The sequence below is a fragment of the Marinomonas spartinae genome (assembly GCF_900089775.1).
In the GTDB taxonomy this organism is placed as follows: domain Bacteria; phylum Pseudomonadota; class Gammaproteobacteria; order Pseudomonadales; family Marinomonadaceae; genus Marinomonas; species Marinomonas spartinae.
Genome location: NZ_FLOB01000004.1, coordinates 104,036 through 117,107, shown reverse-complemented (window position 1 = coordinate 117,107; position 13,072 = coordinate 104,036). Strand labels below are relative to the sequence as shown.

General features: G+C 42.1%; 11 protein-coding genes. 7 read left to right on the top strand and 4 right to left on the bottom strand.

All coding sequences use genetic code 11. From position 1 onward, the window contains the following. Positions 1-10 precede the first annotated feature (10 nt). A complete protein-coding gene (locus MSP8886_RS10495; protein WP_067016168.1) occupies positions 11-547 on the top strand; it encodes a flavodoxin in 537 nt (178 codons plus the stop codon). A 39-nt stretch (positions 548-586) separates the two neighbouring features. Here MSP8886_RS10495 and MSP8886_RS10490 read toward each other — a convergent pair whose 3' ends face one another. Continuing rightward, positions 587-787: a hypothetical protein gene (locus MSP8886_RS10490; protein WP_067016166.1), complete on the bottom strand. Its 201-nt coding sequence runs from the start codon at positions 785-787 to the stop codon at positions 587-589. Here MSP8886_RS10490 and MSP8886_RS10485 point away from each other — a divergent pair. After that, entirely contained in the window at positions 786-1,100 is a 315-nt protein-coding gene (locus tag MSP8886_RS10485; RefSeq protein WP_067016164.1) for a DUF3301 domain-containing protein, read from the top strand. The genes MSP8886_RS10490 and MSP8886_RS10485 overlap by 2 nt on opposite strands. Before the next feature lie 265 nt (positions 1,101-1,365). Then, the gene (locus MSP8886_RS10480; RefSeq protein ID WP_067016162.1) at positions 1,366-3,261 is read left to right on the top strand and encodes a methyl-accepting chemotaxis protein; all 1,896 of its coding nucleotides are present in this window, start codon (positions 1,366-1,368) and stop codon (positions 3,259-3,261) included. 139 nt (positions 3,262-3,400) lie between these two features. Here MSP8886_RS10480 and gltX read toward each other — a convergent pair whose 3' ends face one another. Then, positions 3,401-4,882: a glutamate--tRNA ligase gene (gene gltX, locus MSP8886_RS10475; protein ID WP_067016160.1), complete on the bottom strand. Its 1,482-nt coding sequence runs from the start codon at positions 4,880-4,882 to the stop codon at positions 3,401-3,403. A gap of 191 nt (positions 4,883-5,073) precedes the next feature. Further along, on the bottom strand, positions 5,074-5,853 hold the full coding sequence (xni, locus tag MSP8886_RS10470) for a flap endonuclease Xni (protein WP_067016158.1): 780 nt from the start codon (positions 5,851-5,853) through the stop codon (positions 5,074-5,076). 127 nt (positions 5,854-5,980) lie between these two features. Between xni and MSP8886_RS10465 the strand changes: the two genes are divergently transcribed. Further along, on the top strand, positions 5,981-7,246 hold the full coding sequence (locus tag MSP8886_RS10465; RefSeq protein ID WP_067016155.1) for a hypothetical protein: 1,266 nt from the start codon (positions 5,981-5,983) through the stop codon (positions 7,244-7,246). Between the two features lie 193 nt (positions 7,247-7,439). Further along, positions 7,440-8,780, top strand: coding sequence for a TolC family outer membrane protein (locus MSP8886_RS10460; protein WP_067016152.1), 1,341 nt, complete (start codon positions 7,440-7,442; stop codon positions 8,778-8,780). Between the two features lie 94 nt (positions 8,781-8,874). Here the strand turns inward: MSP8886_RS10460 and MSP8886_RS10455 are convergent, their stop codons facing one another. Beyond that, positions 8,875-10,173: a M18 family aminopeptidase gene (locus tag MSP8886_RS10455; RefSeq protein WP_067016147.1), complete on the bottom strand. Its 1,299-nt coding sequence runs from the start codon at positions 10,171-10,173 to the stop codon at positions 8,875-8,877. A gap of 124 nt (positions 10,174-10,297) precedes the next feature. Here MSP8886_RS10455 and MSP8886_RS10450 point away from each other — a divergent pair, with 124 nt between their 5' ends. Continuing rightward, positions 10,298-12,352, top strand: a complete 2,055-nt coding sequence (locus tag MSP8886_RS10450) for a carboxy terminal-processing peptidase (protein WP_067016146.1) — start codon at positions 10,298-10,300, stop codon at positions 12,350-12,352. 264 nt (positions 12,353-12,616) lie between these two features. Beyond that, entirely contained in the window at positions 12,617-12,979 is a 363-nt protein-coding gene (gene ybfE / locus MSP8886_RS10445; RefSeq protein WP_067016144.1) for a LexA regulated protein, read from the top strand. Positions 12,980-13,072 lie beyond the last annotated feature (93 nt).

The window sequence follows — 13,072 nt, the reverse complement described above, 5'->3', positions numbered from 1 at the left end:
AGAAAACCCAATGAATACACCATCCATTGCATTGATTTATGGCACAGACACCAGCAATACAGAAGAAGTAGGTATTAAAATCGTTCAACAGTGGGGAGAGCTAGGTGAAGACGTAGCTATCTACAATATTAAAGACGTTGATTTAAGTATTTTTGAAGACTATTCAACGCTTATTTTAGGTATCCCAACTTGGGACTTTGGTGGTATTCAGTCAGACTGGGAGGTACTAGGCGACACATTGAGCACTTTGTCTCTCGACGACAAAACCATCGCACTCTATGGATTAGGTGATCAATTTGGCTATGCTGACTACTTTTTGGATGCAATGGGATGGTTATATGAAAAGTTAAAAACCACTGGAGCAACCTTTATTGGTCAGTGGCCAACAGAAGGCTATGAGTTCGAAGCCTCTCAAGCCTGTACGGAAGATAAAATGCATTTCGTCGGTTTAGCCATTGATGAAGATCAGCAATTTGAACTCACTGATCAACGAGTTGAACAGTGGGTCATACAACTTTACGCTGAAAGAGCTGTACTAATGGAGTAAATATCACTGACTGGTCCACTTGTTATAGACCACTCAATACTATTTGGACGACTGCTCATTCGCTGCCTCGAATGACCAAATGATGATGTCCATAACAAGTGGGATATTTATCGCCAAGCTCTTCGGTGTGAAGCGCGTGACCGCCCTCTTTTTTCTCTCCTGCTTGGGGGCGGTCACGAATTTCTTTTTGCCGATAATTTCGATAAGATGAAGCTCCCCTGCCATTGATAGAAATACCATGAATTTCAACCTATCCGATATTGTCTTTATACTACTTTTGATCACTCTCGTTTGGGGGTGGTGGCGCAACAGCGCAGTGCACGAGCGAGCTATTCAGCTAGCTAAGCAACATTGTGCAAAACACAATCTACAACTGCTAGACGACAGTGTCTCAGGAAACCGCTGGAGAATCACATGGCAACATGGCCAACCCAGTATTAAACGATCTTATCAATTTGAATTCAGTTCTACTGGCCGTTCAAGATACCCAGGAAGTATTACCTTTGTAGGAAACACTCTGACTGACATTTGGATAAGCCCTCACGATATTTAGCCTAGCCAAGTAGATCATCATCTTAAGAGTCTTCTATCAAAAGAAGATTTGTGTGACAAACTTACTTAATTAAGACTATATTTTATCGTAACTTTAACAAATGCTTACGAATTATTTGCTTTTCAAGACAGTCTAAACATAGAATGAGGATCAAGGCAGTTTTCAATAAGGATTAACAACCTACGATTGAAATAAAATTACATGCTATATTATTAGACATAAAAAAATATTTCTTAAAATAATAAAATGTATGCAGGTATCTCATATGTTGGCAAATCTCAGCTTTCGCACCAAGCTCATCTGCTTGTTATCCGCCACAATCATTGGTTTCATTGCTGTTACAACTGTCGCATTGTATGGCATTAATACACAAAATAACGCCTCTCAACGCTTTGAAGTCCTTACTAGTATCGACAAAAATTTAGACTCGCTTGTTATAACATTACTGCAACAATATGAGCAGATAGATAACCTAAACAATAAGTCATACAAAGGTTTTTTGAATGGAGTAGAAAAAGAATATAAATCGGCCTCCTCTGAACTTTCATTTGATATAAATCACGTCTCTTCACCAACGGCTAAATCCCTATTAGACAAAGTAAAAAGTGCTTTTACCAACTATAACACTGCATTGGTTGCCCTGATTGCACAGAGAAAGTTAGTTGGTTTTAATGGTAACTCAGGTCTCAAAGGTGACATTTCAACCAATGGACAGAAACTAACGGACGAAATTTCGTTTCTTAGCCTTATAAAACAAGAGTTTTTACCCGTCAGAGAAGCGGAGAAAAACTTTATGTTCGAACCGACAGAGGCCAACAAAGCCGACTTTCTCGCTAAATTTGCTAAATTCGAAGCCCGCGTCGACAATTTTGGCTTAAAAGAACGATTTAACGATCAAATTCAAGCATACATCAATTCCGTCAACACTTTTGATCAGGCCAATAATAAACTCAAAAAACTCCAAGCAGGTTATGAAAAAAGCAGCACATTGCTTAATGATTCAAGACTGAATGCCGCAAAATTCCTTCAAAATGCGGTTTCTGACGCTCGCGATAAAGCCGACGCCAGCTCACAACAAGCTGTCGTACTGTTAATTATTGTCAGTATTGGTGTGGCCGTTTCATCGGGATTACTTCTACTTGGCATTGGTCGCAGTGTGAACAAAACGCTGAATCAAATCATTAGAGATCTAGCCAAAGTCAAAAGCGGGGACCTTACCGCTCAATTACCCATCAATACAAAACGCAATGACGAATTTGATTCACTTTGTGGCTCAGTGAATGAAATGACGGATGGCCTTGGCTCCGTTATTGGCGACGTTGTCGGTACTTCCGCAGAAGTAGCGACCATGATAACCGAGCTCAATGAATCCATTCAAAACATTGCAGGCAGCAACCGCTCCGTCAGTGAACAAACCAATTCCTTGGCCGCAGCAACGGAAGAAATCTCTACCACAATCCACAGTATTTCCAATACCACTGAGGAACTCAGTGCTCAATCTAAAAATACTTACGACTCTGCTAAGATAGGGGCCAATACAATCAAATCGACTATATCGAATTTGGCCAACACCATTTCGATTGTCAATGACACGAGTGCCCAGCTGAACGAACTTGGAAAGCTCTCCAAAGACATCGACAATGTCATTGGCATGATCAATGACTTGGCTAACCAAACGAACTTACTTGCTCTGAATGCCGCTATTGAAGCCGCACGAGCAGGCGAAGCAGGACGAGGCTTCTCGGTGGTAGCAGATGAAGTACGCTCCTTGGCAGAAAAAACAGTTGAAGCAACGTCCAGCATTACAGATATCGTTAGCACCATCCAAAGCTCCACACAATCGGCCATTGCCACTATGGAAAGTGGTCAAGAAAGCCTACATGCTATTGAAGAGCTAAGTGGAAAAGCCGAAGTCGCTATCCAAGAGATTGAAAAAAATGCTCAAACCAGCTCCCATTCTTCTGTTGATATGGCGCAATCCATTCAAGAAGTGGCAAAAACAGCCGTACACATGAGTGAGGAAATGGATCGTATTGCCCAACAATTACAACGCGACAACAGTTACATCGTTAATATTGAAGGTAACACACGAGAAATTCATGATCATGTTGCTAGCTTAGACAGTAAAACTCGCGTTTTCACGACAAAGAAAAGCGGTTGAATATGTCCCAATCCAATAGCAGAACCGTCAAACGCCTAAAAAATACATACCTAAAACAGTAGTGCACACATAAAAAAGCCGATCATCAGATCGGCTTTTTGCTATCTAAACCTCTACAACGCTAGCATCAAGGATTCAATCACAAAGCGGCGTATTCTTTTTCCCAACGCTTTGCTTCTTTTTTAGAGGGGCCACCCAGCACATTGACCGCAGTCCGCATACGAGCTCGAGAAATATCTGAGCCAAGAATATCCATAGAATCAAACACTGAAACCGACGCCGTCGTGCCTGAAATAGCCACAAATATGGGCGCAAAGAAATCCTTCGGTTTAATATCCATGGCTTGAGCGAGTACTTTCAGTTCATTAAAAATGGCATCTTTATTCCAAGTCTTTAATGCTTCTAGTTTCCACAAAGCAAACTGCATCGCTTTACGTAATGTCTCTTCTTCCATTTTGACCGACACAAAGTCTTCTTTCGTAATGGGCAGCATACCTTTCAAAAAGAAGCCAGCAACATCGGCCACATCAGAGAAAGTTTCCACTCGAGGGATAATCAAGGGTAAGATCTTCATTAAATACTCAGGATTTAATGCCCATTCAACGTACTTTTGAGCAAAAGTCTCTGGCGTAAGGTCTTCACGAATCCATACGCCATTTAGCCAGCTCAATTTTTCAACGTCAAAAACGGGGCCACCTAGAGAGACACGCTGAATATCAAAGTGTTCAATCATATCGTCTAGAGAGAATTTTTCGCGTTCATCCGGCATAGACCACCCCATACGACCAAGGTAGTTAATGACCGCTTCCGCCATATAGCCCATGCGTTGATAATACAAAATACTGGTTGGGTTTTTACGCTTTGATAATTTCGACTTATCAGGGTTACGCAACAATGGCATATGACAAAGTGTCGGCATTTCCCAACCAAAGTATTGATATAACAAAATATGCTTAGGTGCAGAGTTAATCCACTCTTCCCCACGAATCACATGGGTGATCTTCATTAAGTGATCATCTACAACGTTCGCTAAGTGGTAAGTCGGCATTCCGTCTGCTTTTAACAGCACTTGCATATCAACTTGAGCCCAATCAATCTCTATTGAGCCACGCAACATGTCTTGTACAACGCAGGTTCCCTCTTCTGGGATCTTCATGCGAACAACATAAGGCACACCAGCCGCTAACTTTTCCTGAACCTCTTCTTCACTCAACAATAGCGCACGGCCATCGTATTTTTGCATTAAACCTTGTTCTTTTTGTTCGGCGCGCATTTGCTCCAGCTCCTCTGCTGTTTCAAATGCATAAAAAGCATGGCCCTTTTTAACTAACTCATGGGCGTATTGACCGTAAATATCACCACGTTCACTCTGGCGATAAGGACCATATGGACCGCCTATATCAGGCCCTTCCGACCAATCAAGGCCTAACCAACGTAATGCGTCTAAGATCATCTTCTCAGATTCAGGCGTACTACGTACTTGGTCAGTATCTTCAATACGTAAAATAAACTTACCACCCATTTTTTTGGCAAAGGCCATATTAAACAAAGCAATATAAGCCGTACCTACATGAGGGTCACCAGTTGGTGAAGGCGCAATACGTGTTCTTACCTCAGACATAATGATCTCTTTTATCCGGTTCGTGAAAAATGCGACCATTATAATCCCCTTAAGTCCAAGGAGTAAGGGTGATTTAATATCTTTTATGATCAGAGGTTTGATAGCGGCAAAACATCCCTTCTATCTGCATAATCTACTGTCTGCTGTACACATAAAAGAGAGCGACCAAACTTCACGTCGGAGAACCCAAATCAAGGCAAATAGGCTAACTGAGAAAGGCGAACACCGATATTAACATCCACTCTTAATGCCACAAGCTGACGTGACAGTAGGCATTGCTCATACCCTCCAGAAAGAAGGCTTTGAGTACGTGCAGGGTAATCCACTAAGTTGTTGTAGATTTCTTCAATAGTTCTATGCTTTTCCATTACAGAGAGAGCCGTTTTTGGACCAATACCTTTTACTCCCGGTACCCGATTGGTCGTATCTCCAACCAATGCCCAATAATCCGTCAACATAGATGGCTCGACACCATATTTACCAGGTACCCAAACCTTGTCATAACCCAACTTAGCGAAGTAATCGTATTGCAAAATAAACTCGTTATCTAATAACTGTGTAAAGCCTTTATCCGTCGAAACAATATAGGATTTCACCTCTTGCTTAGCAGACTTAAATGCAAGAGTCGCAATGACATCGTCCGCTTCCCAACCTGCCAAACGAAGACAATGGATGCCGTTATATCGAAACACCTTAGCGAACCCATTGAGAGAATCGAGTAAGGCATCATCCATTGGTACACGCCCCAACTTATACTCTGGATAAAGTTTGTGACGCCATGTTTTTCCGCTGGAGTCAAACACAACAACGGCATGAGTTGGAGCAAACTGCTGCATCAACTTCATCAAAGCATCAATACTAATACTTTGCGTTCTCTCTATACGCCTAACCATATCTTGCTCAGACTCAAGTGCAGCATACAGGCGTCGAATTAGGTTTAAACCATCGACAATCAATAATCGCTTTTCCACGCCAAACCCTTTATCTTATTCACAAATTCGTTACTATTTACGAGGGCAAGATTAGCACGCTCTGCATTTGAGCACGACCTCTTACCTAATACGCCCATGAACCATATAAGCAATCAAGAAGGAACTTATGAAGAAGCAAGTCATTGTTTTAGGTATCACTTCACTATTGACGCTAGGAACAACCAACGCCATTTCGGAGCCTCTAAGAGCGGTCATTGGTCTTAATAACAGCCAAGTGACAGAAAACACACGAACCTCATCGGACCTATCCCTTAACCCAATTTCGGGATCATTGCTCCCTTTGGATAAGAACTTTCACCCTCTTATTCAATCCATTCAATCAAACTTTCCAAATTGGTCTAAAGCACTTGGTCAAACCGTACAGGTAGACAGCAAACAACGTGACTTGTCTTACTCTGGTAAGCTGACGAAGATAAATGCCAGCCACCTAACCTTTACGTTAGACATAGACGGTCACAAAACCCAACTGCCTATTAATGATTTTTACCTCATTCCACAACAGAAAAACCCTAGCGACTCAAGCACCCCAGGCGCTAAGAAGGACAGTTACCGAGGTAAAATAAGCTATCAGTCTAATCAACTAAGCTGGTCACCAAAGCGAGTTTTGATCATCAATAAAGATCACATTTCCATTATTAATATGGCAAACATTGAAAACCGCTCAACCAATACGATCACCCTTAAAAACAGCCTGCTGCATTACGCCCATTCAAAAACGCCTTTATTTAAAACTGAGCGCAATACCACCTTAATGATGAATGCCAGCACTGATAGACACGTGGATTATTCAGACAGCGAAGTCACTTATCCGATTAAGGAGATAACTCTACCGCCTAACACTCATTTACTTACACAAATTAGCAAAGAAACCGTTAGTATCGATAAAAGCATCAGTGAAGCAACTGTTTATAGCGCTTCAGTAGCAGACACAACAGAGCTACAATTTCAAAACAGCTTGACGTTTACACTTAAGCAAGCAAGCTTACCTGGTAGCTACCAAACCTATTGGCAACGAGACGGCCTTTTGATTCCAAGTGATAGTGTCTCTATTCCGTTAGCACGAGCTAAACAAACACTTCACATCACCACCAACAACAATCTTGATATGACGGGCCAGCTGACGCTGGTTCACGCCTCGTCAAGAAAACTACCAGCCACCCAAAAGTGGAAGCTCACCCTTAAAAATCATTCCAATGAGCCTAGGTCATTTTTATTAACACAGCACACACGAGGAGTTATTAACAGCGTGGAAGATGAAAGCCCATCAGCCGGAGAGATTAAAAAACACAGTGCTAACAGTGTTCAATTGACCGGAACCTTAACAGCAAATGAATCCAAAACGATTTTTTATACTGTTAAGATAAACGAATGAAAACCTAAACTGAAACGAACAGAAGTCTATATACCCACAAAGCCCACACAATATCGCATATTGACCGATTAATTGTGGTATCACTTAGTGATATGGTAATGGGTAATAATAGATATACTATTTCGCCCACTGCCATCTTATGGTTGCTTAGGGTAATATAACTGTATTTCATACTACGAGCCTACTAAAATCCATGAAAAAGCATATTATTACATCTCTGATTACCGTTGCCACTTTGAGCAGTACCGCTTCTCATGCAGAAGGTCTGTATGACGTGTACAAACTTGCTCTTAATCACGATCCAGGCCTTCGCGCCGCTGAAGCCACCTACCGAGCAGATAAAGAACAAGTTACTGTCACTAAAGGTAACCTCTATCCCAATATCAAGGCGACAGGCAGCCTTGGGTACGCTAAAACCCACCCACCTGCTGGCAGTACAGTTGACACTCGGTCAAACAGCGTCGGATTAGACTTAAGCTACCCAATCTACTCACCAGCCCTTAGCTATGGCGTTAAAAACACTGAACTTGGTTACCAAAGCGCCGGCGTGAGTTATGACAACACCAAGGAAAACTTGGTATTAACAACAATGACAGAGTTTTTCAATCTATTGATCGCGCAGGCCACTCTTGAAACAACCGAAGCGCAAGTAAAAAGTACCAAAAGCCAGCTTGATCAAACCCAAAAGCAATATGATGTAGGCTTAAAATCCATTACCGATCTGCAAGACGCTAAAGCAAGCTACGATGCGGTTCAAGTACAAGAACTGACAGCCAGATCAGATGTCGCTTATGCACAAAAAGCCTTACTACAACGTACAGGCAAAGTTATTACCGATATTCCTGAGCTATCTAAGGACTACCCAATCAAACTGGACCCTAACGTCACAGTTGACCAACTGATCCAAAAGGCGATTAAAAACAACAAAGAGCTCCACATCTTAGATATTGCTGTTGAAAAAGCACAAAACAATATTGACCTGAAAAAAGCCAGTGGTCGTACGCCCGTAGTGAGTCTAGTCGGCTCCATTTCACGTAGCGACGCAAACAACGACCCAGAAATGGCTCAATCACCGAATGGTGCCACTAATAAGTCTTCTGTAGGCTTACAAGTCAGTATCCCTCTTTACTCAGGTGGTGCCATCAATGCCTCTGTACGCCAAGCGTCAGAACAGGCCAATGCCGCCATCGAAAATCGAGCTAGCCAACTACAGGGTATTGAACTGAATATCCGCAATACCTTCTTAAAACTACAGACCTCAGTGGCCCAAGTAAAAGCACAACAACAGCTTATTAAATCTCGTCGCAGTGCTTTAGAGGCCAGCAGAGCGGGCTATGAAGTAGGGACTCGTAACCTTGTTGAACTACTACAAGCACAATCCAACTTATACACCGCGATCAGTGATTATCAAAAATACCGTTACAACTTCGTAATCCAAAAATTGAAGTTAGATGAAGCTGTGGGTGATCTGAACGAAAGCAAAATTGTTTCGCTTGATAAATGGTTAGTAGAAGACCCCTCTAGTCTCAAATAGACATCAGCAAACGTTTACTAAATAAACAAAAAAAACGCCGCAAAATTATTTCTGCGGCGTTTTTTATACATTATGGCTTAGTGGGTCAAATCGCTTATTTAGCAATCAACTCTTTACGACCAGTAAAGCGAGCCAATACTTTATATAATCCATAAGCATCATGACTGCCCGCTAATTCACGAATCGAATGCATACCGAACGTAGGTAATCCGATGTCTAAGGTTGGCACACCGATTTCTCCCGACGTAATAGGTCCAATGGTACTCCCACAGGCCATATCACTACGAACAACAAAACTTTGTACCTCAAAGCCCTCTTCAGCAGCAATATCGCGATAAATACTAGCGGTTTCACTATTTGTCGCATAACGCTGATTACTATTCACCTTGATAACAGCACCATGATTAATGCTTGGGGCATGATTGCCATCATGCTTGCTAGCATAATTAGGATGCAATGCATGGGCATTGTCCGCCGAAATCATCATAGAACGTTGAATAGACTGCACAAAATGCTCTGAGGTTGGTGACAAACGGCGCAGCACATCTTCTAAGAAGGGGCCATTTGCACCACAAGCCGATAGGCTACCCACCTCCTCATGATCCGTACAAACAAGCAAACTCGGACAAGCCTCTTGAGAATCCAACAAGGCTTTCATGCCGACAAAACAGCTCAATAAATTATCCAAGCGTGCGGAACAGATAAACTCTTTATGCAATCCCACCAAAGCTGGTGGCTGCGTATCGTATAAACTCAGTTCAAAGTCTAAAATTGACGCAACATCAGACTTCGGGTGCTGCTGCTCAATCTGCTGGGCCAACAAAATGTGAAAATCCAACTCTTGATCAACACCACTTAAAATTGGCAAAAGCTCTTCTTGAGGATTCACTTTAAACCCTTCATTGGCTTGACGATTAAGGTGAATGGCCAAATTAGGCACCACAGCAATTGGCTCTTTGAAATCAATCAGACGGCTGACAATATCGCCACCGTTGGTTTTAAAAGTAACGCGGCCAGCAAGCGATAAATCTCGATCTAACCAGGTATGCAACAAAGCACCGCCGTACACTTCTACACCTAACTGATGATAACCATGACGTTTAACATGGGCATTGGGTTTCAACTTCAAACATGGACTGTCTGTATGGGCCCCTATCATACGCCAACCAGTTCGGTTAACATTCTGATGTGGCATAGTAAACGCGATCAGAGAAGATTCGTTACGAGTAACGAAGTATTTTCCACCCACATCGATAGACCAATCGTCTTGCTCAAACAGTTCAATAAAACCATTTTCAAGCAACACTTGCCTCATACTATCAGTAGCATGAAAAGGAGTGGGAGAGGAGTGAAGGAAAGATAACAGTGACTGATTAAAACTAGAATGTTGCATAATTTCTCTAAAGGACAATACCTTAAAAAAAGTGACTTTATTAGCGGATAGGCTAGCCTTACTGCTCCGTGTCTAATATGATTTTAATCAATGACGTAAAACAGACTAAGAGAACCCACACCGGATGAATTATAAACGCCTTTTGTCTTGCCTATTAACAGCTTTTCTCTTTGTGTCGGTGCAAGCTTCTGCTAATACAGAACTGAAGCCTTTACCAGTATACAACGAAGTAGCAAAGCAACTGTTTAACAAACTTGAAACCGAGCACTATAGTAAACCGATAATCGACAATCGAATCTCGGAAATGGCCTTCAAGTATTATATTGATGATTTGGATCCATCAAAAAGCTTTTTCCTAGAAAGCGACATCAAGACGCTATCTCGCTATAAAGACAGCTTTGATGACGCGCTACGCGAAGGCAACACACAAGTCGCTTACACGATTTACAACCTATACCAAAAACGTGTCGATAGCCGTCTTAACTATCTAGAAAAACACATTCCAGACATGGTTAAGCACTTTAACTATACCAAAAACGACACTCTCCCAAACGACCCTGATAAACGTAAATGGGCAAAAACCGAAAAAGAATTGGATACTTATTGGTACAAACGTATCAAGAATAGCGCCTTGACACTAAAAATGAATGGTGATGATAACAATAAAATCATCAAAACCTTAACTCGCCGTTATAAAAATCAAATCCACCACCTTGATCAGACAGACTCAACAGACGTCTTTCAAATTTTCGCTAACGCGATTACCGCCACTCTTGACCCACACACAAGCTATTTTGCACCACGTGCTTCTGAGACCTTCAACATCAATATGAGCCTGTCCTTAGACGGTATTGGTGCGGTTCTTCAAGCCGATGATGACAACACCAAAATTGTTCGTCTGATTCCTGGTGGCCCAGCGGCTAAACAAACCAAACTGGCGCCGAACGATAAGATCATTGCCGTTGGCCAAGAAGGTAAACCCATGGTTGACGTGGTTGGTATGCGCCTTGACGATGTAGTAGACATGATCCGAGGCCCTAAAGGCACTAAAGTAAGATTGGAAATCATCCCAAGCAAAGGCAGCCAGACCAGCAAAATCGTTACCATTGTCCGTGAGAAAGTCAAGCTGGAAGACCAGTCTGCCAAAAAAGATATCATTGATGTCAAACGCAACGGAAAAACCTATAAAATAGGTATTATTCACCTTCCAACCTTCTATTCAGATTTTGCAGCCATCCAAGCCGGTGACAAAAACTATAAGAGCTCAACCCGTGACACGAAAAAGCTTATTGAAGAATTGAAGAAAGAAGGCATTGTCGGGTTAATTTTGGATCTACGTAACAATGGTGGCGGTTCTCTACAAGAAGCCGTTGGCATCGCAGGACTATTCATTCCAGCAGGCCCTATTGTTCAGATCCGTGACAAAAACGGCCACGTCACCGCACTGGGAGATACCGATGGTAAAATCGCTTACGGTGGTCCAATGGCTGTTTTGACAAACCGCATGAGCGCATCAGCATCCGAAATTGTAACGGGCGCACTAAAAGATTATGGACGAGCCCTCATTATTGGTAGCCGCACTTTTGGTAAAGGTACCGTCCAAGTCCTACAAGACATGGATAAAGGCCAACTAAAAGTGACACAGGCTAAATTCTACCGTGTGTCTGGCGAGAGTACGCAACACCGAGGAGTGATTCCTGATATCGCCTTCCCTTCGTTGATTGACACCAAAAAAATTGGTGAAAGTGCGCTGAAAAACCCACTACCTTGGGATAAAATTCACGCTACTCGATACCCAACTTACTGGGATATGGCGGCCTATGACCCACTTCTAGAAAAACGTCATGAAGAGCGAATCAAGCATGATCCAGACTTTATTGCTCTTGAGGATCAGATCAAAGCGTATAAAGAACAGGAAAAACGCTACAAAGTCATTTCTTTGAATGAGAAAACACGTAAGGCAGAAGAAGCCGCGATTAAAAAACAGGATCTAAACATCGAAAACACACGTCGTAAAGCCTTGGGCTTAAAGCCTGTGAAATCCCTCGACGATATCGATCCCAAAAAAGACAAACGCGACCCTTATGCGCAAGAAGCGTCTAATATCTTGCTGGACTTTATTGCCATCAATCAACAAGCGGCAAAAGAAGCTAAGGCAAAGCAAGCGAGCAGTAACTAACATTACTCGCAAATTCAACGTTTAAACTTAGTAAGAAATGGCTCATTAAAGGCAGTCTGGTTATCTAGGCTGCCTTTTTAGTAGTAACATACTTCGTATACTTCATGAGCAACACGCTCGCATCTCCTAGCAAGCACTTTTGCCTTAAATGACAAATTAAAAGATAATAGCAACCCAATGTTTAAGTCCGGTGTTTTCGTCTTTGCGTCAACCGCTAAGCAATCATATACACTGCAATAACCCAAGAATGAATGAAGTAGAACCATGGCAAAAGCGTCATCTGATCGTAATACCATTGATTTATTCGGTTCTTCACGGGGACGCCCGAGAAAGCAACCTCTAAACCGAAAAGATCAATTAAAAATAAATAAGCGTATTCAAAGAGAAAAGGAGAAAGCACTAGGGTTCAAACGCTTGGAGCTGGTCATTGATCAAGACACCATCGACAAACTGGATCAATTGTGTGAATTAAATGATGTAAAGCGCGCAGAATGGCTTACGATGCAGATTGCTTTATCTTTTTCTAAAGCAAAACTCAGTAAAGCCAAAAATAATAAAGAAAAAAAGAGCAAAACCAATAAAACAGCGACACCCAACGAACAAGTTATACAGCAAACCGCTGAATAACTTTTACGTTACTTTTTTATGCATAGCAGCGGATTCAGCCTCACTGTTTGCTATACTCCATCGCCCACTAAACAAGACGAAAACAACTGACGA